Source organism: Mangrovibacter yixingensis (assembly GCF_020523985.1).
Classification (GTDB): Bacteria; Pseudomonadota; Gammaproteobacteria; order Enterobacterales; family Enterobacteriaceae; genus Mangrovibacter; species Mangrovibacter yixingensis.
In genome coordinates this window covers 384,582-408,674 of record NZ_JAIVKM010000001.1, presented here as the reverse complement: position 1 = coordinate 408,674, position 24,093 = coordinate 384,582, and the positions used below count along the sequence as shown (strand labels likewise).

The 24,093-nt window shown below is 48.6% G+C and carries 24 protein-coding genes and 1 tRNA gene; 15 read left to right on the top strand and 10 right to left on the bottom strand.

The annotated features are described in order from the left end of the window. Positions 1–20: 20 nt before the first annotated feature. The gene (locus tag LC084_RS01925; RefSeq protein ID WP_226568879.1) at positions 21–1,319 is read right to left on the bottom strand and encodes an MFS transporter; all 1,299 of its coding nucleotides are present in this window, start codon (positions 1,317–1,319) and stop codon (positions 21–23) included. 983 nt (positions 1,320–2,302) lie between these two features. Between LC084_RS01925 and LC084_RS01920 the strand changes: the two genes are divergently transcribed. The 3 genes from LC084_RS01920 (at position 2,303) to LC084_RS01910 (ending at position 5,528) form a co-directional block, all read left to right on the top strand. Next, complete coding sequence (locus tag LC084_RS01920) at positions 2,303–3,820, top strand: amino acid permease (protein ID WP_226568877.1); 1,518 nt, start codon at positions 2,303–2,305, stop codon at positions 3,818–3,820. A gap of 14 nt (positions 3,821–3,834) precedes the next feature. Beyond that, positions 3,835–5,109, top strand: coding sequence for an arginine deiminase (gene arcA, locus LC084_RS01915; protein ID WP_226568875.1), 1,275 nt, complete (start codon positions 3,835–3,837; stop codon positions 5,107–5,109). Between the two features lie 95 nt (positions 5,110–5,204). After that, positions 5,205–5,528 carry a hypothetical protein gene (locus tag LC084_RS01910; RefSeq protein ID WP_226568873.1) on the top strand — a complete coding sequence of 108 codons (324 nt, stop codon included), beginning with the start codon at positions 5,205–5,207 and terminating at the stop codon, positions 5,526–5,528. Between the two features lie 106 nt (positions 5,529–5,634). Here LC084_RS01910 and LC084_RS01905 read toward each other — a convergent pair whose 3' ends face one another. Then, positions 5,635–6,027 carry a hypothetical protein gene (locus LC084_RS01905; RefSeq protein ID WP_226568871.1) on the bottom strand — a complete coding sequence of 131 codons (393 nt, stop codon included), beginning with the start codon at positions 6,025–6,027 and terminating at the stop codon, positions 5,635–5,637. Between the two features lie 236 nt (positions 6,028–6,263). Between LC084_RS01905 and LC084_RS01900 the strand changes: the two genes are divergently transcribed. Continuing rightward, entirely contained in the window at positions 6,264–6,728 is a 465-nt protein-coding gene (locus LC084_RS01900) for an outer membrane lipoprotein (RefSeq protein WP_226568869.1), read from the top strand. A 63-nt stretch (positions 6,729–6,791) separates the two neighbouring features. Here the strand turns inward: LC084_RS01900 and LC084_RS01895 are convergent. From LC084_RS01895 to LC084_RS01880, 4 genes are all read right to left on the bottom strand, one after another. Next, positions 6,792–6,868: transfer RNA gene (locus LC084_RS01895), tRNA-Arg, on the bottom strand. Positions 6,869–7,086: 218 nt separating this feature from the next. Beyond that, positions 7,087–7,746 (bottom strand): methionine ABC transporter permease, encoded by a 660-nt coding sequence (locus tag LC084_RS01890; RefSeq protein WP_226568867.1) that lies wholly within the window; start codon positions 7,744–7,746, stop codon positions 7,087–7,089. Then, entirely contained in the window at positions 7,739–8,752 is a 1,014-nt protein-coding gene (sfbB, locus tag LC084_RS01885) for a virulence-associated ABC transporter ATP-binding protein SfbB (protein ID WP_226568865.1), read from the bottom strand. The genes LC084_RS01890 and sfbB overlap by 8 nt, the downstream gene beginning before the upstream one ends. 60 nt (positions 8,753–8,812) lie before the next feature. Further along, positions 8,813–9,658: a MetQ/NlpA family ABC transporter substrate-binding protein gene (locus LC084_RS01880; protein WP_226568863.1), complete on the bottom strand. Its 846-nt coding sequence runs from the start codon at positions 9,656–9,658 to the stop codon at positions 8,813–8,815. Positions 9,659–9,988: 330 nt separating this feature from the next. Here LC084_RS01880 and folD point away from each other — a divergent pair, with 330 nt between their 5' ends. Together folD and ybcJ are read left to right on the top strand one after the other, a co-directional pair. Beyond that, the gene (gene folD, locus LC084_RS01875) at positions 9,989–10,855 is read left to right on the top strand and encodes a bifunctional methylenetetrahydrofolate dehydrogenase/methenyltetrahydrofolate cyclohydrolase FolD (RefSeq protein WP_226568861.1); all 867 of its coding nucleotides are present in this window, start codon (positions 9,989–9,991) and stop codon (positions 10,853–10,855) included. Next, complete coding sequence (ybcJ, locus tag LC084_RS01870; protein ID WP_226568859.1) at positions 10,855–11,067, top strand: ribosome-associated protein YbcJ; 213 nt, start codon at positions 10,855–10,857, stop codon at positions 11,065–11,067. The genes folD and ybcJ overlap by 1 nt, the downstream gene beginning before the upstream one ends. 97 nt (positions 11,068–11,164) lie before the next feature. On the opposite strand, the gene cysS is transcribed toward ybcJ, so the two are convergent. Then, positions 11,165–12,550 carry a cysteine--tRNA ligase gene (cysS, locus tag LC084_RS01865; RefSeq protein ID WP_226568858.1) on the bottom strand — a complete coding sequence of 462 codons (1,386 nt, stop codon included), beginning with the start codon at positions 12,548–12,550 and terminating at the stop codon, positions 11,165–11,167. Positions 12,551–12,725: 175 nt separating this feature from the next. Here cysS and ppiB point away from each other — a divergent pair, with 175 nt between their 5' ends. From ppiB to purK, 4 genes are all read left to right on the top strand, one after another. After that, complete coding sequence (gene ppiB, locus LC084_RS01860) at positions 12,726–13,220, top strand: peptidylprolyl isomerase B (protein ID WP_036110784.1); 495 nt, start codon at positions 12,726–12,728, stop codon at positions 13,218–13,220. A gap of 2 nt (positions 13,221–13,222) precedes the next feature. Continuing rightward, positions 13,223–13,945, top strand: a complete 723-nt coding sequence (gene lpxH, locus LC084_RS01855) for a UDP-2,3-diacylglucosamine diphosphatase (protein ID WP_226568856.1) — start codon at positions 13,223–13,225, stop codon at positions 13,943–13,945. 136 nt (positions 13,946–14,081) lie between these two features. Then, positions 14,082–14,591 carry a 5-(carboxyamino)imidazole ribonucleotide mutase gene (purE, locus tag LC084_RS01850; protein WP_226568854.1) on the top strand — a complete coding sequence of 170 codons (510 nt, stop codon included), beginning with the start codon at positions 14,082–14,084 and terminating at the stop codon, positions 14,589–14,591. Continuing rightward, the gene (gene purK, locus LC084_RS01845) at positions 14,588–15,655 is read left to right on the top strand and encodes a 5-(carboxyamino)imidazole ribonucleotide synthase (protein WP_226571106.1); all 1,068 of its coding nucleotides are present in this window, start codon (positions 14,588–14,590) and stop codon (positions 15,653–15,655) included. Before purE ends, purK begins: the two co-directional genes overlap by 4 nt. 112 nt (positions 15,656–15,767) lie before the next feature. Here the strand turns inward: purK and LC084_RS01840 are convergent, their stop codons facing one another. From LC084_RS01840 to ybbA, 3 genes are all read right to left on the bottom strand, one after another. Continuing rightward, positions 15,768–16,922 (bottom strand): porin, encoded by a 1,155-nt coding sequence (locus LC084_RS01840; protein ID WP_226568852.1) that lies wholly within the window; start codon positions 16,920–16,922, stop codon positions 15,768–15,770. A gap of 262 nt (positions 16,923–17,184) precedes the next feature. Then, positions 17,185–19,599, bottom strand: a complete 2,415-nt coding sequence (gene ybbP, locus LC084_RS01835) for a putative ABC transporter permease subunit YbbP (protein ID WP_226568850.1) — start codon at positions 19,597–19,599, stop codon at positions 17,185–17,187. Continuing rightward, positions 19,596–20,282 carry a putative ABC transporter ATP-binding protein YbbA gene (gene ybbA, locus LC084_RS01830; protein WP_226568847.1) on the bottom strand — a complete coding sequence of 229 codons (687 nt, stop codon included), beginning with the start codon at positions 20,280–20,282 and terminating at the stop codon, positions 19,596–19,598. The genes ybbP and ybbA overlap by 4 nt, the downstream gene beginning before the upstream one ends. Between ybbA and tesA the strand changes: the two genes are divergently transcribed. The 5 genes from tesA to LC084_RS01805 all read left to right on the top strand — a co-directional run bounded on the left by tesA (position 20,253) and on the right by LC084_RS01805 (position 24,068). Continuing rightward, positions 20,253–20,882 (top strand): multifunctional acyl-CoA thioesterase I/protease I/lysophospholipase L1, encoded by a 630-nt coding sequence (gene tesA, locus LC084_RS01825; protein WP_226568845.1) that lies wholly within the window; start codon positions 20,253–20,255, stop codon positions 20,880–20,882. The genes ybbA and tesA overlap by 30 nt on opposite strands. Beyond that, complete coding sequence (locus LC084_RS01820) at positions 20,872–21,681, top strand: SDR family oxidoreductase (RefSeq protein WP_226568843.1); 810 nt, start codon at positions 20,872–20,874, stop codon at positions 21,679–21,681. The genes tesA and LC084_RS01820 overlap by 11 nt, the downstream gene beginning before the upstream one ends. Before the next feature lie 58 nt (positions 21,682–21,739). Continuing rightward, positions 21,740–22,594, top strand: a complete 855-nt coding sequence (locus LC084_RS01815) for a co-chaperone YbbN (RefSeq protein ID WP_226568841.1) — start codon at positions 21,740–21,742, stop codon at positions 22,592–22,594. A 98-nt stretch (positions 22,595–22,692) separates the two neighbouring features. Continuing rightward, positions 22,693–23,610 (top strand): SPFH domain-containing protein, encoded by a 918-nt coding sequence (locus LC084_RS01810; RefSeq protein WP_036109966.1) that lies wholly within the window; start codon positions 22,693–22,695, stop codon positions 23,608–23,610. Further along, on the top strand, positions 23,607–24,068 hold the full coding sequence (locus LC084_RS01805; RefSeq protein ID WP_226568840.1) for an NfeD family protein: 462 nt from the start codon (positions 23,607–23,609) through the stop codon (positions 24,066–24,068). The genes LC084_RS01810 and LC084_RS01805 overlap by 4 nt, the downstream gene beginning before the upstream one ends. Positions 24,069–24,093 lie beyond the last annotated feature (25 nt).

Below are 24,093 nucleotides of genomic sequence, written 5' to 3'. Positions count from 1 at the left end.
TACCTGATAGCCAGATTTAATCAATGATGCGACGAAGACACAGGGTGTTGGTTATCCGTAACCGCTGAATGCCGGGAGCCTGGCCCTGTCCTGCCATCTTTTTCTTCCCGACCGGTGATAACCATCCCCTGGGTTTCACGCCCAAATGCCACCAACACACAAATCAATACTGCGACCACTCCGGCAACACAGGCCATCGCAAAGCCGTAATTGCCCTGGTGCGTTTCAGCAATACGCGCCTGAAGTGTTGCGTTAACTGACGCCAGCAGATTCCCCAGTTGGTAAACAAAGCCGGGCAAGACTGCACGGGCATTGGCGGGGACCAGTTCGTTCAGCCAGGTTGGCACCACCCCCCAGGCACCCTGAACCATAAACTGCATCAGAAAGGCCCCTAAGCCTATGGTGAAAGAACCACTGGAAAACGCCCACAGCGGTAACACTGGCAGCGCCAGAAATGCCGCGGTAATGATGGCTTTTTTACGGCCAATATGTTCGGAAAGCGCGCCAAATAAGATCCCACCCATCATTGCCGCAATGTTATAGCAAATGGCAATAATGCTGACAGTATGGGGAGAAAAACCATGCTGAACTTTCAGAAAGGTGGGGTAAAGATCCTGTGTGCCGTGGCTGAAGAAGTTAAAGCACGCCATCACCACCACCAGATAAAGGCAAAGTTTCCAGTGCATGCGTAATATTGGTATCAGTGCGGTACTTTCTTTACGTGCACGGGCAGACAGCCACACCGGGGATTCCGGTACTTTAAACCAAATGTAAGGCAGCATAAACACAGGTAATGTGCCAATCAGGAACATACCGCGCCAGCCAACCAGGCTGTAGAAAAGGCCAAAAATAATCGAAGAGAGTAAGTAGCCACAGGGGTAACCGGCCTGAAAGATCCCAGACATCAATCCACGGGAACGGTCAGGAATCGTTTCCATCGCCAGCGACGATGCCACGCCCCAAATCCCCCCCATCGCAATACCGTAAATCAGGCGGAAGGCCATAAAAGCACCGAATGTAGGAGACCAGGCAGAGAGTAATTCGAACAGCGAGAACATGGCGACATTGAGCATCAGCACCGGTTTGCGCCCATAACGCTCCGCCAGGCGACCAAACAGCAACGCACCAATTGGCCGTACAGCCAGGGTTAACATGATTGCCAGCGAGACTTCAGCCACACTGGAGTGGAAATAGCTGGCTAAATCACTCAGTACAAAGACCAGGATAAAAAAATCGAACGCATCGAGAGTCCATGCGCCAAAACAGGCAAAAGCAACATGACGCTGCACTGGCGTCCAGGTAAGAGGTGTAAAAGACATGGGTATTTCCTTTCTGTATTTGCGCACCGCGCTGTGCTGGCAAGCGCAAAGCCAGGCAAGGAGGCAGGGAAAAGCCTTGTCGGATTGGTACTGCCAGCCCCTGTGACATCACGAAATCAGAATTGTTACTAATTTGTTATAGCAACAAAAATACAACAATCAGTTAAAAACATTGTTTCATATTGTAATAATAGGCTACTTAGTATTTCGCATGAAAGTAATTGGATGTCAGTGTTGTTTTACCGATAATTTATTGATCCATTTGGATAAACGCTTACGCTTATGAACCGGATTGAGTCGCCACAGAAAACGTAACCGTAGTGAATACCAACAAATGTATGGTGGCAGAAAGACTGGTGTAACAAAGCAAAGTTTAAGAATTAACACCTGAGCGAATACTCATACATACACGATGTTCACGCACTACGCTTCGGGTGGACCAGGCTGGAGAAAAAGCCTCACCTTTCAAAAAACTCATATAGTTGAGAGAGTTAATAATGTTAAACATCCACTCGTTGAGCACTGAAACAACCTTAAATATTAAACAAATGCGCCATTAAATTTTAATTCCCCCATCAAAAATAAAAAATCATTTAACATTGATTTCTTTTCCAGTAAAACCTTAAAAAACAGCACTCTGATTTTTATATATTCTTGAACACCCGATGTAATTTACTTACATAACAAACTCAGAGAGTAAAACTATGGCACAGGCTATTAAAAACCAATTTTATGAGGTTAAGCCATAGGGTTATTACTCATACCTCCTTGTATTTCAACCGAGTTAATTCAGATTTTTATTCATATCAAACAATAAATTAGTAACAAAAAACAATCAATTTCCATTGACAGAGATTCTCTTAAACATATTTTTTTTTGCGAATTAGTTACGTAAAAATTCACAGAGACTAAGCTTTTAACGACCCCTTTTGATGAGTTTTTATTCGATCATTTACTCCAACGCATGTGGAAAAAGGAACGATATGGAAGGCTCAACTGAAAATAAGTTATCACAATGGTCACTAACGGCCTTGGTCGTTGGATCTATGATAGGTGCAGGTATATTTTCACTGCCTGCAACATTTGGCAGAGCTACTGGTGTGTTAGGTGCAATAATTGCCTGGTGCATTGCTGGCGGTGGCATGCTGATGTTGGCTTTTGTTTTTCAGACACTTGCCGAACGCAAGCCGGATCTTGACTCCGGCGTTTTCATTTATGCAAAGGCTGGTTTTGGTAATTATCTTGGATTTACATCTGCACTTGGTTTTTGGGCCGGAACCTGTATCGGGAATGTATCCTATTTCGTGTTGATTAAATCAACCCTGGGCGCATTCTTCCCTGTATTTGGTGATGGTAATACGCTACTGGCCGTGTTGTTCGCCTCTGCACTATTGTGGGGATTTCATTTCCTTGTCTTACGAGGTGTTAAAGGTGCCGCTTCAATCAATACCATTGCTACAATTGCAAAAATTTTACCCATCATTTTATTTATTGTCGTTTTAGTCTTCGCTTTTAATAATGAAACCTTTATGCAAAATTTCTCGGGAGCACCTGAAGGACTACCTTCGGTATCTGCCATGGATTTAAGCCATCTGGATGAGTTTGGCTATGCCGGTCATGCAGCAACTCACCTGCCACTGGTGGAATCACCTGAATCCTTATTCAGCCAGGTACGCAGCACGATGCTGGTAACGGTGTTTGTCTTTTTGGGTATAGAAGGCGCAAGTATTTATTCTCGTTATGCCCAAAAACGCAGCCATGTCGGCGTAGCCACGGTTCTGGGCTTTATCGGCGTACTCTGTCTTCTTGTCATGATAACCATGCTTTCGTACGGTGTGCTATTACGCCCGGATTTAGCGGCACTGCGCCAGCCTTCTATGGCCGGGGTACTTGAAGCTGTGGTAGGACGCTGGGGAGCCATCTTTATCAGTCTGGGACTGCTTATCTCTGTTCTTGGGGCATACCTCTCCTGGTCACTGCTGGCAGCTGAGGTGTTATACAGTGCAGCAAAAAGCCAAAGCATGCCGAGTTTATTTGCCAGAGAAAATGCCAATGAGGTTCCTTACTCCGCGGTCTGGCTTACAAATATCACAATTCAGGTATTCCTTCTGCTCACACTCCTGAGCCAATATGCCTTCCAGCTTGCACTTGAACTCACCAGTTCCCTAACGTTAATACCTTATCTTCTTGTCGCAGCATACGGGCTAAAGCTCGCATGGACAAAAGAGAGCTATGAAGTCTCCTCGTTGGACAGGAAAAAAGATTTAATTATTGCCGCGGTAGCGACTTTCTATTCTTTATTGATGATCTATGCCGGAGGCATGAAATATTTACTTTTGTCAGCAATTATCTACGGTCCAGGTACGATTTTATATCTGCTGGCAAAACGAGAGCAAAAAGCAAAAGCCTTTACGTCTACTGAGTTGGCAATTTTTGTGGTTGTCATGATTGCAGCTGTGGTCGCGATTTACAGCTTAGCAACCGGTGCTATTACCATTTAATTGAGGAGTCAGAGATGCCAGATAATGTAAATAAAGGTCGTCCGCTGGGTGTGCATTCTGAAGTGGGAAAATTGCACAAAGTCATGGTTTGTGCCCCAGGTAAAGCGCATAACCGTCTCACACCAAGTAATTGCGATGAACTCCTGTTTGATGATGTTCTGTGGGTCGAAAGGGCGAAAAGAGATCATTTTGATTTTATAACTAAAATGCGCGAAAGAGGCATTGAAGTTGTTGAGATGCATAATCTTCTTGCAGAAATACTCACTCAGCCAGATGCCAGAAAATGGATACTGGAACAGCAAATAGTTCCCAATGAAGTCTCTCTGGGCATATTAAATGAAACACGCAGTTTTCTCGACAGTTTAGCGCCCAGAGTGTTGGCAGAGGTTCTTATTGGTGGCCTCTCTACCATAGAATTAGCTCAGCAAGGATACGCTGACCATGAAGAACTCAAGTTAATTCGTGAGGCGGTTGGGATTACCGAATATCTTCTGCCGCCACTGCCTAATACCCTCTACACGCGGGACACTACATGCTGGATTTACGGTGGAGTTACACTCAATCCTCTATATTGGCCTGCTCGCCACGAAGAAACCTTACTGACCACTGCGATCTACAGGTTCCATCCTGATTTTGGCAAAGACAAGGTGAAGGTCTGGTGGGGTGATCCGACCGTTCACCACGGAACAGCAACCCTTGAAGGAGGGGATGTCATGCCAATAGGCAATAAAACTGTGCTGATCGGTATGAGTGAGAGGACGTCACACCAGGCTATTACTCAGTTGGCCAGTAATCTTTTTGCCGATCCACATTCAGGCGTTGAAAGGGTAATGATAGCAGCCATGCCTAAATTACGTGCAGCAATGCATCTGGATACTGTATTTACTTTCTGCGACCGCGATGTCGTAACCTTGTATCCGGCTATCGTTAATCAAATTAAAACGTTTTCATTGCGCCCCGATGCTGGGCCTACAGGTATGAAATTGAGCCGTGACAGCGACAACTTTGTTGATGCTGTTGCCGGTGCATTAAACCTGAAAAAACTTCGTGTGGTGGAAACGGAAGGCAATGACTATGACACCGAACGCCAACAATGGGACAGCGGCAATAATATGGTGGCGTTATCTCCGGGCATAGTGATGGCATATGACCGTAATACCAAGACCAATACCCAACTGCGTAAGGAGGGCGTTGAAGTTATTGAAATTGTTGGCAGTGAGTTAGGCCGTGGCAGAGGAGGTGGGCATTGTATGACCTGCCCAATTATTCGCGAACCTGTCGATTATTAACACTTCGGTGGAGTATCTGAAAATATCCCACTAGAGAGCAATATGTGTATTTGAGGGTGATATGTCTACGACCTGTGATGGTGACTATGTACCTAATGGCTGACGTCGCAGATTTATCACTAAGACTCTTGCAATGGCGCTACTTTGTTTTCCGGGACACAGTGGTGCCGTTTATGTGCAGATCAAGTCAAACCGCCAGCCGTATCGATATTACGAAGTTTAATGGCAGTATTAATTCTATCAATAAATTAATGTTACAAGTTTCATTGGATGTTGGATACGGCATAATCACTAACTCTGCTTTGAGGGCACAGGTTAAGACCGATTTTGAGCACCAAAAAGCTCATATCACTATCAAACTCTCTTTCCTGAGCGTAGAAAATAACCTGACTCATTTCTGTAAATTTGCTCTTACGTGATGGTCCCAGTGAACTCTATATACCTAAACACTGGAACACCAATTTCGCAGTAGCAGTTTTCTTTTCTTCAGACACATTGCCTTCCGCAACAAGAAAAACATAACTTTTATCGACACTGTTGAGACCAGAGTATTTCTAATTTTTTTGAATTATTCCCAGTTTCGATAATCGGCTGAGACATTTTTGCAGAACGCCCCCGTTCAGAAACCTCAATGTTAGCTACAAAGCGTTTTCTCACTGCAACAGAATCAGCACTCGAATTAGGTTTTTCGCTAAATATGCCGCATACGCTCCCGCGTAAGGAGCCGTATTTTTGTTCCGGGGTGGGGAAAAAGCCAACGTGGCTAAAATTGATGGAATCAGGTTCGGATGCACCATTAAGGATCTGTTTTTTCACAAATGAGATAGCTTGCTGTGAAGTTGGTTCAGACATTTTCATAAATATAAATATCACAAGAAATAAAACAGCAAGAAAAATTACGTATATATATTTTTTCATTTATTAAGCCCTTAAATTTCAATATATTAACATTTTTCCGCATTCAAAACTTACATTCCCCTGGCGAAAGGATAGTAATCACGTCTATTAATATAGTACTTAATGTAAAAAACTGCATGGACGATTGACCTTGTTATCAGGGTATTAACGGAAAAGAGATTACTGAAAAGAGCGAAAAGTATTGCCCAGGACTGTAGCGGCAAAGTTTAAATAACATTTTGAATTAAGGTGAATATATGAACCTGAGAATTATTTTCACACTAATTACGTTTGCTCTCGTTGGCTGCACTAGTACCAGTAGCCTGTCTGGCGATGTCCATTCAGCCTCTTCTGCCGGGAGAATACAGCAGGTGCAATTCGGAACGTTGGTTTCTGTTCGCCCAGTGCAAATTCAGGCTGGTGACGATAATAATGCGGTGGGTGCAGTCGCAGGTGGTGTATTGGGTGGCATAGCCGGGAATACCGTTGGCGGAGGATCTGGACGTCGTTTGACGACGGCGACAGGTGCTGTAGCCGGGGGACTCACGGGTCAGGCTGTTCAGTCAAGAATGAACCGCGTCCAAGGGGTTGAACTCAAGATAAGTTTAGATAGTGGAGGAAACATTATCGTAGTTCAACGACAGGGACCAACACAATTTTCTGCCGGGCAACGCGTCTCAATCGCCTCGATAAACGGGCAGGTAACGGTGTCTCCACGTTAATAATGGCCGCAATTACCTTGCAGGCATCCAATACGTTTTAGTACCTGTGTGTTGAAATGAAAGTGGTACGCCCTACAGGATTCGAACCTGTGACCCACGGCTTAGAAGGCCGTTGCTCTATCCAACTGAGCTAAGGGCGCATTACTGCAAGTATCTCCGGCGTAGACACCTGGAAACGCGAGGAATTATACGGTCAGGGCCTTGTGAGTCAATGGCTTTTGTTCCGGGTGCTGGCTAAATGAGCATATTACTTGCAAACACATCACAAACTGCGAGCCACAGCGGTTAGCCACTTTGCAAAAACATCGCTGCTGGCTATTGATAAGCCTGGCGTTACTCACGCCAGGCTGGCGCATAATTAGTGGCGATCGCGTTTATCAGCACGCCTGGCAAGCCAGTCGCCCAGAACCTGAACAACCTGGACCAGCACAATCAGCGCGACTACCGTCACCACCATAACCTGGGTTTCATAGCGGTAGTAGCCGTAACGGATAGCAAGGTCGCCCACCCCACCACCGCCAACAATACCGGCCATCGCAGAATAACCAATCAGGCTGACCAGAGTAATTGTCAGGCCGCGCAATAACCCGGCACTGGCTTCAGGTAGCAGGACGGTGCAAATAATGCGTAACGGGCTGGCACCGAAAGCTTCAGCCGCTTCAATAATCCCTTTATCCACCTCACGCAACGCGCTGTCTACCAGGCGTGCATAAAACGCAATGGCAGCGACAGAAAGCGGTACTGAGGCCGCGATGGGGCCAATGGTATTTCCCAACAAGAACTGGGTGAGTGGCAATAACAGCACCAGTAAAATAACAAAGGGAACGGAACGAATAATATTAACCAGTACAGATGTCACCAGGTAAACCGCCCTGTTTTGCCAGAACAGATGCCTGTCGGTAACAAAAATCAGAAACCCAAGGGGCAGGCCGCCTAAAATCGCCAGCACCGTGGAAATGCCCAGCATTTGGAAGGTTTCGCCAAACGCCAGTGTTAAATCAGCCAGTAAATCATCCACGGATCACCTCCACTTGCGCAGTCCGCGCCTGAATCTGAGCAACTGCATTGTCTACCGCCTGTGGGGTTGGGGCCGTAATTTGTACCACCAGCACACCCAGAGCACGCTCGCCAATATAATCAATTTTGCCGTGCAGAATATTCACCGCCACACCGAACTGCACCGCCACTTCGGACAACACAGGTTGCTCAGCGCTGTCGCCAATAAACTGAATTTTAAGCAGAGTGCCCTGCAAGTGTTGCTGCAGGCGTTCAGGCAGAGCCAGGTTCAGCGTGTGCGCCACCAACTGGCGGGTGAATTCATGTTGTGGGCGGGCAAAAATATCAAACACATCCCCCAATTCCACGACTTTCCCGGCAGACATAACAGCCACGCGGTCGCAAATCGATTTGATGACGTTCATTTCATGGGTGATAAGCACAATGGTTATGCCAAGTTGTGCGTTAATTTGGCGCAATAATTCAAGGATATTGGCCGAAGTTTCCAGATCCAGCGCCGATGTTGGCTCATCACACAGCAAGACATCCGGGTGATTGGCGATTGCCCGTGCGATACCCACCCGCTGCTTTTGCCCGCCACTGAGTTGTACTGGAAAACGGTTAGCTTTGTCGGCAAGGCCAACCAGCTGCAGAATTTCGGCCACTCTGGGCGCGATGTCGGCCCGGGCCCAGCCAGCAGCTTTCAGGCTGAACGCGACATTCTGCGCCACAGTGCGCGTATGCATTAAGTTGAAATGCTGAAAAATCATGCCAATTCGCTGGCGTGCTTTACGCAATGGCACGCCACTGAGTGTCGAGAGCGTAACGCCGTTGACTGTAACCCGCCCTTCACTGGGTTGTTGCAGAGCATTCAGTGTACGCAGTAAGGTGCTTTTCCCCGCACCACTGGTACCCACAATGCCAAAGATTTCACCGGCAGCAATTTTCAGGCTCACGCCTTCGACTGCTCGCGTGTGGCGACCCTGTCCCGCATCAAAATCTACGCAGACATTTTCAAGCTCGATCATTTGGTACCTCAGAAACACCAAAGGCAGGTCATTGCCTGCCATGGTTAATCAAATTTTGAATTATTGCTGCTGTGCTTGTGTGGCTGATGCCATCCATTCTGGTTTTTGGAAGCTGACGAAATTGTTTTTCGGGTCATCAATTACAGCCCGATAAGCGGGTGACTTCACCACCGCAACAATATCTTTAGCAAAGGGTTTATCCGCATCATCACTGCGTACTGCAATGATATTTTTCAGGTTGTCATCCAGGTGTTCTTGCTTCATTGCTGATGACAATTTCAACCCTGCAGCGATGGCAAAGTTACCGTTAACCAGCGCGCCGGTTACGCTGTCAAGCGTACGCGGAAGTTGTGCGGCTTCCAGAGGCTTGAAGACCAGGCCTTTCGGGTTTTCAGCGATATCGCGCTCAGATGCTTTGGTTGGGTCGATATTGGGTTTAATGGTCACCAGGCCTAATGAGGCTAAGAACCGCAGGCCGCGCGCCAGGTTTGTCGGGTCATTCGACAGCGTGATGATGTCGCCTTTTTTCAGTTGATCAAGGCTGGTGATTTTATGTGAGTACAGCCCCATACCTGCAGTAGGCACCGAAATTAACTTGGTGAGTTTCAGCCCTTTATCTTCTTTGAATTTATTAAAATAGAGGGTGTGCTGGAATAAGTTGGCGTCGATACTGCCGTTTGCCAGCGCCATGTTGGGTTGCACATAATCACTGAATTCACGTACGACAACTTTGTAGCCTTTTTCTTTCAGTGACGGGGCAATAGCTTCTTTCACCATGTCGCCATAAGGGCCAGGCGCAACACCAAATACAATGGTGTGCGGGTCACTGTTTGCCTGTGCGGCCTGAATACTACCGGCCAATAACAAGGCACTGGTCAATGCGCTAAACGTGAGGCGCAGTTTCATAAATATTCTCCCCTGGATGAAATGTGTGTGTTCCTGACGCGCCATTCGATGTGACGCATTCTGTAAGATTCGGAAATAGTCGGACAAATAAAATGGCATAAACCAGCCCTGCCTGTAATTGAAAAAAATTCAACTTCCTGATCTCGCCTTGTTTTCTGGGGTAAAACTGCACTCAGAAATTACTGATTGGGGTTATTGCTCGTGCGGAATTCCCTGATTTACACCTGCCAACAAAAGGAAATCTGCACTGGTGACTGACAGCAAGCTTCGCTTCTGACAAAATATACACATTCCCTTCCCTTTCTTATTACAGATGGAATTTTCACGCTGATGGCAGCAACAATTATTGATGGTAAAACGATTGCGCAGCAGGTACGGCGCGAAGTCGCGGAAAAAGTACAGGCTCGCCTGGCGGCAGGTAAACGTGCACCCGGCCTTGCTGTTGTGCTGGTCGGTGAAAATCCGGCATCGCAAATTTATGTTGGTAGCAAACGCAAAGCCTGTGAAGAAGTCGGTTTTATTTCCCGCGCATGGGATCTGCCGGAAACGACCACTGAAGCGGAATTGCTCAGCCTTATTGATAAACTGAATGCAGACCCGGAGATTGACGGAATTCTGGTTCAGCTTCCGCTACCAGCGGGTATTGATAATGTCAAAGTGCTGGAACGCATCTCGCCCGATAAAGACGTGGATGGCTTCCACCCTTATAACGTAGGCCGCCTGTGTCAACGTGCGCCCCGCCTGCGCCCTTGCACTCCTCGCGGGATAGTTACACTGCTTGAACGTTACAATATTGACACCTATGGGCTGAATGCAGTGGTGATTGGTGCCTCTAATATTGTTGGCCGCCCTATGAGCATGGAGTTATTGCTGGCTGGGTGTACCACCACAGTGACTCACCGCTTCACAAAAAATTTGCGTCACCACGTAGAAAACGCGGATCTGTTGGTTGTTGCCGTTGGTAAACCGGGTTTTATCCCTGGTGAATGGATTAAAGAAGGCGCGATTGTGGTTGATGTGGGTATCAACCGTCTGGAAAGCGGCAAAGTGGTGGGCGACGTGGTATTTGAAGATGCAGCAGCCCGTGCCGCTTACATTACGCCAGTGCCTGGTGGTGTGGGCCCAATGACTGTCGCGACACTTATCCAGAACACGCTCCAGGCCTGTGAAGAGTACCACGATGGAGAGGCTCAATAATGGCAACATTTTTTCTGGGTAAACACCCGCATGTAGAACTGTGTGACTTGTTAAAACTGGAAGGCTGGACTGACAGTGGTGCTCAGGCAAAAAATGTTATTGCCGACGGGCAGGTCCAGGTGGATGGTGCAACAGAAACCCGTAAACGCTGTAAAATCGTTGCCGGGCAGACCGTCACTTTTGCAGGTTACAGCGTTACTGTAGAGGCCTGAATGCAGTTGCCAGCGGTTGTATAAGTAACCCAGTTGGCAAATCGCAGAGACAAAAAAGCGGCATAACGCCGCTTTTTTAATTGCTGAAAACAAACTGTTATTTTCTGCGCCAGGTGGTTCCCTGCGGGCCATCTTCCAGCACAATCCCCATTTCATTTAAACGGTCGCGTGCTGCATCGGCGGCTGCCCAGTCTTTTGCTTTACGGGCATCAAGGCGTTGCTGAATCAGTGCTTCAATTTCAGCCACTTCGCTGTCATCTGCCTGCGCCCCACCTTGTAAGAAGGTTTCCGGGTCTTGCTCCAGAATACCCAGAATAGCGGCGATACCGCGTAATGCTGAGGCCAGGCCATTAGCTGCGGCCATATCTTCACTTTTCAGGCGGTTAACTTCACGGGCCATGTCAAATAACACAGAATAAGCTTCAGGTGTATTGAAGTCGTCATCCATTGCTTCGCAGAAACGGGCTTTAAATGCCTCACCACCAGCGGCTTCAACGGACTTATCCGTGCCGCGCAGTGCTGTGTATAAACGCTCAAGGGAAGCACGTGCCTGTTTCAGGTTCTCTTCGCTGTAGTTCAACTGGCTGCGATAATGGCCAGACATCAGGAAATAGCGCACGGTTTCTGCGTCGTAATATTTCAGCACATCACGCACAGTGAAGAAATTGCCCAGGGATTTGGACATTTTCTCACGGTCTACCATAACCATCCCGGAATGCATCCAGTAATTCACATAGGCACCGTCGTGGGCACAAGTAGACTGAGCTATTTCGTTTTCATGGTGCGGGAACATCAGGTCGGAACCCCCGCCATGAATATCAAAATGGCTGCCCAGGTGCTTGCAGTTCATGGCAGAACACTCGATATGCCAGCCTGGACGCCCTTCTCCCCATGGCGATGACCAGCTCGGTTCCCCCGGTTTGGACATTTTCCACAGCACAAAGTCCATGGGATTACGTTTTGCATCTGCAACATCAACCCGCGCACCAGCCTGGAGCTGTTCCAGATCCTGGCGGGATAACTGCCCGTAAGAGTCGTCAGTCAGAACGGAGAACATAACATCGCCATTTTCGGCAACGTAGGCATGCCCACGCTGAATCAGTTTTTCGACGATATCGATGATTTCGTGAATATGGTGTGTTGCGCGTGGCTCACTGCTTGGGCGCTGGATATTCAGTGCATCAAAATCGGCATGCATCTCGGTTATCATCCGATCTACCAGCGCAGTAAAGCTCTCGCCGTTTTCTGCAGCACGTTTGATGATTTTGTCGTCAATATCGGTAATGTTACGCACAAAGTTAACATCAAAACCTTGGGAGCGCAGGTAACGAACCACAACGTCAAATGCCACAAATGTACGCCCATGGCCGATATGACACAGGTCGTAAACGGTTATCCCACACACGTACATGCCAACTTTTCCGGCATGAATAGGCTTAAATTCTTCTTTTTGACGGCTCAGAGTATTGAAAATCTTTAACATCAGCGATTCCATGTATGTGTGTGGTAAGAAAGCAATAATCTATATTACCCCAAATTTCCTTTCTACAGCAGCACGCATTGCAAGGTGATCGAACCTGATGAGTGTGCTATAACAACGGGCTATTGTGGCCTGCAGCGCAGGCTTAAGCACTACATGGCAGAATAGGATGCACAGCATGGTTACTTTTCATACCAATCATGGCGATATCGTTATCAAAACTTTCGACGATAAAGCTCCGGTAACAGTTAAAAACTTCCTGGACTACTGTCGCGAAGGGTTCTACAACAACACCATTTTCCACCGTGTTATCAATGGCTTTATGATTCAGGGCGGCGGTTTTGAACCGGGCATGAAACAAAAAGACACCAAAGACACCATCCAGAACGAAGCCAATAACGGCCTGAAAAACACCCGTGGCACGCTGGCAATGGCACGTACTCAGGCTCCGCACTCTGCTACAGCGCAATTCTTTATCAACGTTGTTGATAATGACTTCCTGAACTTTAGCAGCGAAAGTCTGCAAGGCTGGGGCTACTGCGTGTTTGCTGAAGTAGTGGAAGGCATGGATGTGGTTGATAAAATCAAAGCGGTTTCTACCGGCCGCAGTGGTATGCACCAGGACGTTCCGAAAGACGACGTAGTAATTGAAAGCGTGACTGTCAGCGAGTAATCGTGGCAACACTCTTTATCGCAGATTTGCATCTGTGCACAGAAGAACCGGCGATAACCGCCGGTTTTCTGCGTTTTCTGGCACAAACAGCCCCACAAGCCGACGCGCTATATATTCTTGGGGATTTATTTGAAGCCTGGATTGGTGACGATGACCCGGAGCCCCTTCACCAGCAAATAGCCGATGCCATTCGCATCCTGGTTAATCAGGGTGTACCCGTCTATTTTATTCACGGCAACCGTGATTTCTTGTTGGGTAAAGCGTTTGCCCGGCGTAGCGGTATGACATTGCTGCCCCAGGAACAGTGCCTGTCATTGTATGGCCGCCCGGTGGTTATCATGCACGGCGATACATTGTGTACTGATGACAAAGCGTATCAGGATTTCCGCCACAAAGTTCATAAGCCCTGGATCCAGCGCCTGTTTCTTACTCTGCCGCTATTTATTCGCCGCCGTATCGCCCGGAAAATGCGCGCCAACAGCCAGCAGGCGAACCAACACAAGTCGCTGGCGATTATGGATGTTAACCCACAGGCAGTACAGGAAGCGTTCACCCGCCATCAGGCACAATGGCTGGTGCACGGGCATACGCATCGCCCGGCTATTCATGCGCTTGAAGCCAACGGTCAACCCGCATTACGTGCCGTTTTAGGGGCCTGGCATACAGAAGGCTCAATGATTCGTGTTAGCGCAGAAGAGATGGTACTGATCAACTTTCCGTTTTAACCCATTTCGTTACGGTTGAATGCCTATTTCATCACCACGCAACCGTTTTCCTTGCCCGTTTTACGTGCTATTCTCTGAGCCCTTCTCCGCAACAGTCTGTCGTTGTTTTTGTTTATTCACAGGAGTTTTGAGACGCATGTCTTCCACCCAAAACCCGGCGCGTATCGCCATTGTGATGGGGTCCAAAAGTGACTGGGCTACCATGCAGTTTGCCGCTGAAGTCCTGACTGCTCTGGACGTTCCTCACCATGTGGAAATTGTCTCCGCCCACCGTACTCCCGATAAGCTGTTCAGTTTTGCCGAACAGGCACAGGATAATGGTTTTCAGGTTATTATCGCCGGTGCTGGCGGTGCAGCGCACTTGCCTGGCATGATTGCCGCCAAAACTCTGGTGCCGGTGTTGGGCGTGCCTGTACAAAGCGCGGCACTGAGCGGTGTGGACAGCCTGTACTCCATTGTCCAAATGCCAAAAGGGATCCCGGTAGGTACGCTGGCAATTGGCAAAGCTGGCGCTGCAAATGCTGCGTTGCTGGCAGCACAAATTCTGGCCCAGCATGATACCGCTCTGCATGCCCGCCTGGAAAACTGGCGCAAAACACAGACTGAAGAAGTGCTGAATAACCCGGACCCGCGGGAGGCTGAATAATGCAAGTTTGCGTACTGGGTAACGGCCAGCTAGGGCGCATGCTGCGCCAGGCTGGGGAACCCCTTGGTGTTACTGTCTGGCCAGTAGGTTTAGACGCAGACCCGCAAGCAGTACCATGGCAGCACAGTGTCATTACCGCTGAAATTGAGCGCTGGCCGGAAACCCCGTTAACGCGTGAGCTGGCTAATCACCCGGCATTTGTTAACCGGGATGTTTTTCCGGTAATTGCCGACCGCCTGACACAAAAGCAATTGTTCGATAAATTGCAATTACCCACCGCGCCCTGGCAATTACTCGCCTCTGAACAAGAGTGGCCTGCCGTATTTGCCCTTGCGGGTGAACTGGCGATAGTTAAACGCCGCGTGGGCGGCTATGACGGGCGTGGCCAGTGGCGTTTGCGCCCAGGTGAAACAGACAACCTGCCTGCTGAGTGCTACGGCGAGTGTATTGTTGAGAAAGGCATTAAGTTCTCTGGCGAGGTGTCACTGGTTGGCGCTCGCGCTAAAGATGGCACAAAGGTGTTCTACCCTCTCACCCACAACCTGCATCAGGACGGGATCCTGCGTGCCAGTGTGGCGTTCCCTTCCGCCAGTGCTGAGCAGCAGAACCAGGCTGAGTCCATGTTGTCTGCCATTATGGATGAACTGGGTTATGTCGGCGTGATGGCAATGGAGTGTTTTGTAACGCCAGCCGGGTTGCTGATTAACGAACTGGCTCCTCGCGTTCACAATAGTGGTCACTGGACACAAAATGGCGCTTCCATCAGCCAGTTTGAGCTGCACCTGCGTGCAATACTGGATTTACCATTGCCGCGCCCGGTGGTCAGCGCGCCTTCAGTAATGATTAACCTGATTGGCACACCACGCAGTTGGGAGTGGCTCAAATTACCACTGGTTCACCTGCACTGGTACGAAAAAGAAGTGCGCCCAGGCCGTAAAGTGGGCCACTTGAATCTGTCAGATACCGATAAAGGGCATCTTTCAGCCTCACTGGAAGCGTTGATCCCGTTATTACCAGAAGAGTACGCCAGCGGCATTGCCTGGGCACAATTGCAGTTGCAGTAACCGTTAAAGCGGGTTCAGTGCACAGCCGTCAGTTTACCTGTTGGCGGTGAGCAGGAAGTAGCTGGGGTCTGCAGAGTAAAGACAAGCGCATAACGCGCTTGTCTTTTTTTTATCAGAAGTCGTAACGCAGACGTACCAGGTTCATATCTCCCAGCGTTTTATCGGTGCTGGAGGTAAATACGTGTTCGTAATCAACCCGGAAGCCGTAATCCAGTTGGAAGCTAACCCCAAGGCCATTATCAATACGTTGGTAATTTCTGTCGTTGACGTATTCCAGGCGGTCGCCCATAAAGTAAGGCTGAACAGACTGCAGGCCATACTGACCAATCGGGAATTTGTACCCGGCAAAGTATTCAATACCCCAGGCGTCACCAGCAAAGTAGTCATTAACAGTGCTTTTCTTGGAGACCAGGAAGTTCTGATACCAGCCACCACCGAAGGAGAACGTCCAGTTATCCGGTTTCCAGCTCAATGCTGTACCTAAAATATTCTGGTTCTGGGTTTTGCTGTCACCGTTAGAAGGGTCACGCATTTCAGCACGGGTCATGTTCCAGGCTGTACCCCAAGTGAGGTCTTTGGTGATGTGATAATCCACCCCCAACGAGCCGCCGCCTTTACGTTTGTAGCGCAGGCCATCGCCAGGCAAATATTCGTCATCGTTAAATAACCAGGCACCATACAGGTCAACATCACCCACTGCTTTTTTATATTTCAGCATACCTCGTGAGCGGTAAGAACCGTCATAGTCGCCATTGATACCGTTACCTGGCGCTTGGGCAATCATGTCATAATCCCAGAGATCGGTTTTTGCACCAACTACATCATAATAAACACTGTTTTGTTTACCGTAAGTCAGCGTACCCCAGGTATCACTTTTCAGACCGGTATATAGCATGCGGCGGTTAGTATTATTTGCGCCTTTGGCATAATGGTCATCCCAGTTAAATACCGCCGGAATATTAACGCCCAGTTCGTAATAACTTATCCAGCTAACGTCATCGAACAAATAATAGTCAGCCGCAAAACGAAAACGTGTACCGCCGTCAAAACCATTACGTTTGTAAGAACCTTTATCACCATCACCTGTCATATTATTAAACTGAGGACGAATACTCCCACCCACAGTGAAATTTAACCGGCTTAATGGATCTCCAGCAGTAGGATCCTGTTTTAACAACGTAATTTCTGCATGAGCAGGAACTGCAATTGCAGCCAATACCACTGCGGTGCTGACTGCCTGCGCCAGCACTGTTATTTTTTTGTTCATTTTTATTCCTTACCAATAGGTGCTAAAACCACTTTAGCAAGGAGAAGATTACCTGTTATTTATGAAGTTTTATTTATTAAAATTATCAATCCGTGCGATTAAAAATGATAATATTATGATTGTTTATTTCATAAAAATGATAAAACATAATAAGTATTATCGTTTTGTGCGAACCTGTATTGTCATTTATTAATATGCATCACAAAAAAGAAAAGCACTAAATAAAACAGTGCTTTTCTTTCACAATATTTTCTCTTTTTATTTACTCTTGAACCTGACGATATAGCGCTTTCCCTTTTACTAAACGGACACCCAGCCAACCGCCAAATAACGCCAGAACCAAAGCACCACATATTGGCAAAGCTAGCCATAAACGCCAGTCCGGTGACCAGGGAAAATCAAATACCTGGGTTTGTAACAAAGCCAACGCACTTTCGGCACCGCCAGCAGCAACAATACCCGCAACCACACCCAGGGTAATAAACTCCCACCACAACGACTGACGCAACAATTTTTTCCCTGCGCCCAGCGTCCGGTAGACCAACAATTCCTGGTGGCGCTGGCGCATGCCAACCTGCACCTGAGCCAGGAGCAGCAATACACTGCACAGTGTTACCAGTACCACCATCACTTCCAGTGCCCGGCTTACTTGCTGTAATACGGTTCCTACCTGGCTCAAAATGGCACGAATATCCAGCAGGCTAACGGTTGGGAATTCCCGGTTCAGCTGTGTCAGTAAAGCTTCCCCCTGATCCCAACGGAAACTGGTTAGCCAGGTTTGTGGCTGGTTGTTGAGTGCGCCTTCCGGGAAAATGAAGTAAAAATTTGGCCGCAGGCTTTCCCAGTCCACTTTACGTAAGCTTGATAACGTTGCGGTAAAGGTTTCTGTGTCACCGGTAAATGTCAGTTTATCGCCCATTTTCAAATTCAGCCGTTTAGCCAGGCCTTCATCAACTGACACCTCCCCTTGCGCAGGCGGCCAGGTTCCGGCAACAATCGGATTGTGCGCAGGTTTTTTACGCTGCCATGTCAGGTTAAGCTCACGGTTGAGAGCTTCATCTTTATTGCCATCGGTGGGGTTGCCATTAATTCCGGTTAAACGCGCCCGAACGATAGGATAGAACTGGTCAGGAATAACCAGATGTTCCGCCAGGAAACTTTTCATTTCGCCCAACTGCTCTGGCGCGATATTTATCAGGAAATAATTAGGGCTTTGGGGAGGTAATTGTTGCTGCCAACGGTCCAGTAAGTCACCACGCAATACCAGCAACAGTGCCAACAGCATAAATGACAAGGAGAAAGCGGCAATTTGGCTCAATGTGGTCAGCGGCTGACGCAGCAGGCGATTCACTGCCAGGCGCAGCGATAATACCCGGGTAGTGAAACGTTTTAATACCCACAGAGCGAACCAACCAGCCAAACCGCACAACAACGCGACTATGCAGCTTCCCGCCAGAACCGACCACAGCAACATATTGTTGCCCACTAATAATGCCAACAACGCAACCACTACCAGTGCCATAACAGGTAAGTAAATGATAAGTGGCCAACGGCGAGCTATAGCATCACGCCGCAGTACGCGCACGGGCTGGGTTGCCAGCAGGATATGGTACGGACGCGCCCCAACCAAAAAAGCTATCACCACCATACCGCCCAACGCCCAGATAAGTGGCATCACACCAGGCTCAGGCAAGGTTGCCGGTAACACCGGGCGCAGTAATGCCAGCAATATGGATTCACACAATTTGCCCGCCAGCAGACCCGTACCGGCAGAGACCAGCAATAATAATGACCACTGACCAATAATCAGGCGGCGCAAGGCCTTACGCCCTGCTCCCAGTGTTTTCAGCACAGCAATCAGATCGTAACGCGACCGGCAATAATGATTCATTGCCACAGTAACAGCGGCAATCGCCAGCAATAACGTCAATAATGCAGACAAAAGCAAAAACTGGCGTGAGCGTTCAAGGGATTTGCCAAGAGCACTATCTTCTTGCTCCGGGCTGTACCAACGGTATTCAGCAGTTAATTGTGGCAGTAGCGCATTCTCGAAGCGGGTAATTTGCGCTGTTGTACCGGCAAATTTATACAACCAACGCACCCGGCTGCCAGGCTGAACAGCACCTGTCTTAGGGACATCGGCAAGATTCATCATCAGGCGTGGTGCAAGCTGGAAGGGATTAAACCCGGCATCAGGCTCCTGAATAACTTCGCCAGCAACCCGCAAAGCGGCATCTCCCACATCAAGCTCATCGCCCATTTTCAGGCCGAGTAATGCCATAAGACGGGGGGCGAGTAAAACCGTTCCCGGTGCTGGGGTGAGGCCTTCGGGGCGAGTATCAAGTGAACCATATAATGGATAATGCCCATCAACAGCTTTTACATCAGCCAGTTGTGGCGTGTTACCCGCAAAAGCCATCGTCGAGAACAACAACTGGGTACTGACTTGAACACCTTCCTTCTGTGCCCGTTCCAGCCAGGCATTTGGTATGGGATGCGAACTGCGTAATGCCCGGTCGCCCGCCAGGAAATCCCGACTCTGCGCACTCAGGCCTTTTTCCATTCGTTCGCCAATACTACTTAGTGCGAAAACACAGGCAACGGCAAGGCTTAGAGCAACCCAGACAATTAACAGTGATGGCGTGCGCCATTCACGCCAGAACCATCGCGCAATCATAACTCCTCCTGCAATTTGCCATCCTGTAGCCGTAACCGCCTGTCACACCGTGCGGCAAGTTGCAAATCATGGGTAACCAGCAGAAGTGTTGCGCCACTTTCCCGGTTTAAAGCGAACAACTGATCAGCAATGTGATCCCCGGTTTTGCGATCAAGGTTACCGGTGGGCTCATCAGCAAATAACACGGCAGGTTTACCAATAAACGCCCTTGCCAGTGCAACGCGCTGTTGTTCGCCCCCAGAAAGCTGTGCAGGAAGATGATGCTGGCGTTTTTCAAGACCTAACTCAGTTAGCAGCGCACAGGCCTGGGAAAGACTTTGCGCGGGGTTGTCGCCACGCAGAAGAGCAGGCAACTGGACATTCTCTAATGCCGTCAGGGTGGGAACTAACATAAATGACTGGAAGACAAACCCGACGTTGGCGGCGCGCAGCGCTGCTCGCGCCTCTTCATCCATTTGATGCAATGGTTTACCCAATAACCAGACCTCGCCATCAGTGCCATCATCCAGACCGGCCAAAATTGCCAGCAGAGTTGACTTTCCTGACCCCGACTCACCAATCAGGGCGATACTTTCCGCTGGTTTGACAATCAGCTCAACTCCGGTGAGGATGTTGAGTTCATGTTCACCCTGACCGACGGACTTATAAAGACGATGTACTTCAACACTATTTTCCGCTGGCATGTGCCCTTCCTGTTGTTGTTCCTGTTAACGTTCCGAGCCATGGCTGCGGACACGCTGTTGATTCTGGGTGACAGTCTGAGTGCTGGTTACAGAATGTCGGCAAACAGTGCCTGGCCGGCAAAACTTAATGAAAAATGGCAGGCAAAGCAGATAGATGTTGTTAATGCCAGTATAAGCGGGGACACCGCTGCTCAGGGCCTGGCTCGCTTACCCAGTTTACTGGAGCAACACCACCCACGCTGGGTACTGATAGAGCTTGGCGGTAATGACGGGTTGCGTGGTTTTGCCCCACAAACCATTAGTGAAACCTTGGGCAAAATCATTACACAAGTTAACGCAGCTAATGCGCAACCAGTGCTAATGCAGATACGTTTGCCACCTAATTATGGCCGCCGCTATACCGAAGCTTTTCAGGCCATCTACCCACAACTGGCGGAAAAATACGCTATTCCATTGCTGCCTTTCTTTATGGAAGAAGTCTACCTTAAGCCACAATGGATGCAGGATGATGGTATTCACCCTAACCCGGATGCCCAGCCATTCATTGCCAACTGGATGGCAGAAAAACTGGCACCTTTGTTAGTTAAACATGAGTCATAAACAATCAGCGCTTTTAACGGGTAAAGTTATGCAAAAATCAGTATTCATTACAGGTAGTTCCAGTGGAATTGGCCTGGCCTGTGCTCATGCGCTGAAACAACGCGGTTATCATGTTCTTGCTGGTTGCCGTAAATCAGAAGATGTCGAACGTATGTCGTCGCTGGGTTTTACTGGCATTCAACTTGATGTTGATGACGAAGACAGCGTCAGGCAGGCTGCACAAGAAGTTATTCGCCTGACAGGTAACCAGCTCTATGGGTTATTTAACAATGCCGGGTTCGGGCTTTATGGCCCATTAGAAACCATTAGCCGCTCACAAATGGAAAAACAGTTTTCCACTAACTTTTTTGGTGTGCATCAACTCACAATGCTGTTGTTACCTGCTATGAAATCACAAGGTGAAGGGCGAATTGTGATGACCAGTTCGGTAATGGGGTTGATTTCCACACCAGGCCGTGGCGCTTATGCGGCCAGTAAATACGCTCTGGAAGCCTGGTCTGACGCGCTACGTATGGAGTTGCGCTACTCCGGGATTCAGGTAAGCCTGATAGAACCCGGCCCCATTCATACCCGGTTTACCGATAACGTCAACCAGACCCAGGCAGATAAACCGGTTCAGAATCCGGGAATTGCCGCACGCTTTACGTTGGGGCCAGAGGCTGTTGCAGCAAAAGTGTGCCATGCTTTTGACAGCACCAGGCCGCGATTGCGCTACCCGGTAACATTGGTCACTTGGGTGGTTGGTTTCCTGAAAAGACTGTTGCCTGGCCGGATTATGGATAAAATTTTGCGTACCTGAGTTGAAGCTCAGCGTCTCACCCCCATGTACATTAGAAAGTCCTGACTGAGAAAAAAGCATGTCCGTACAGAATATTGTTGAGATTACTGAAGCGAATTTACATACCACACTGGAACAATCGGTTACTACGCCAGTATTGTTTTACTTCTGGTCTGACCGTAGCCAACAGTGCCAGGAAATGACACCGGTGCTGAAAGGGCTGGCTGCGAAGTATAACGGCCAGTTTATTCTTGCCACTGTAGATTGCGATAGCCAGCAGATGGTTGCATCGCAGTTTGGGTTGCGCGCTATCCCAACCGTGTACTTGTTCCAGAACGGCCAGCCTGTTGATGGTTTCCAGGGGCCACAGCCTGAAGAAGCTGTACGTGCTCTGCTGGATAAAGTATTGCCGCGCGAAGAAGAAGTGAAAGCTCAGGAAGCCATGGCATTAATGCAGGAAGGCAAACATGCTGAAGCCCTGCCGCTGCTGGCTGATGCCTGGAAGCTATCTGAACAGAACAGTGAAATCGGCTTATTGCTGGCCGAAAACTATATTGCGCTTAACCGTTCTGATGATGCAGAAACTGTACTGGCAACCATTCCATTACAGGATCAAGACACCCGCTATCAGGGGTTACAGGCGCAGATTGATCTGCTGAAAAAAGCAGCTGACACCCCAGAAATTCAGTTACTACAGCAACAAGTTACAGAAAACCCACAGGATGCCGAACTCGCAACCCGCCTGGCTTTGCAGCTACACCAGGTTGGGCGTAATGAAGAAGCTCTGGCGCTGTTGTTTGGCCACCTGAAACAGGACTTGAGTGCAGCGAATGGCGAAACCCGTAAAGTGATGCAAGAGATCCTCGCAGCCCTGGGTACCGGGAATCCCCTGGCTTCACAATATCGCCGCCAGCTTTACTCGCTACTCTATTGATTATTCGAGATTACGTAGTGTAAACCCTCGAATATAGTAGCACCTCCTGTTTATTTTTTAGGGTAGACTTACTCCCACTATTAAACAGGAGGTTTTTTATGCTAATTGTGATCCCGGTTCTTATTGTTGTTGCACTGGTGATCGTTTCTGCCGGGGTGAAAATTGTCCCGCAGGGTTTTCAATGGACAGTTGAACGTTTTGGCCGTTATACCAAAACGCTGATGCCTGGCCTGAACCTGGTTGTGCCGTTTATGGATCGTATTGGCCGTAAGATCAATATGATGGAACAGGTACTGGATATCCCTTCTCAGGAAGTTATCTCTAAAGATAACGCCAACGTCACAATAGACGCTGTTTGCTTTATTCAGGTGATTGATCCGGCGCGTGCTGCCTATGAAGTCAGCAACCTTGATCTGTCTATCATGAATCTCACCATGACAAATATTCGTACTGTGCTGGGTTCAATGGAGCTTGATGAAATGCTCTCGCAGCGTGACAGTATCAATACCCGTCTGTTGCACATTGTTGATGAAGCAACCAACCCGTGGGGCGTGAAAGTAACGCGTATTGAAATTCGCGATGTTCGCCCACCAGCTGAACTGATTGCTTCCATGAACGCGCAAATGAAAGCTGAACGTACTAAGCGTGCTTATATTCTGGAAGCCGAAGGGGTTCGTCAGGCTGAAATTCTCAAAGCTGAAGGGGAAAAACAGTCTCAGATCCTGAAAGCCGAAGGTGACAGGCAGTCTGCGTTTTTGCAGGCAGAAGCTCGTGAGCGTTCTGCTGAAGCAGAAGCACAGGCAACCCGTATGGTTTCTGAAGCCATTGCCGCTGGCGATATTCAGGCTGTGAACTATTTTGTGGCCCAGAAATATACTGATGCGTTGCAGCAGATAGGTTCTGCTGAAAACAGTAAAGTCGTGCTGATGCCGCTGGATGCCAGCAGCCTGATGGGTTCTATTGCAGGTATCAGTGAGTTAATTAAAGACAGTCAGGTACAACGGAAAATAAAATGATTCCACTGATTGCTGCACATCCGCATGCATTCTGGTTGAGTCTGGGCGGCCTGTTATTGGCCGCTGAAATGCTCGGTGCCAGTGGTTACCTGCTGTGGAGTGGTATTGCAGCACTGGTCACAGGTCTGATTGCCTGGCTCCTGCCTGTTGGCTGGGCCTGGCAGGGCACCAGTTTTGCCGTGTTGACTGTGCTGTGTGCTTTTTTATGGTGGCGTTGGCTGAGCCAGAAAAACAGCGACCAGTCAGGCCCACAACTCAACCAACGGGGCAACCAGTTGGCAGGCCAGGTTTTCGTGCTGGAAAGTAACCTGGTCAATGGGCATGGCCAGGTACGGCTTGGCGATAGTGTTTGGCCAGTGAAGGCCGATACTGATTTGCCCGCAGGAACACGTGTGCGCGTCGTGCGTGTTGAAGGTATTACTTTACGTATTGAAGCATCCAGCCCCGCTACGGAATAAACACCTGATGTCAGTATTCCCTTGT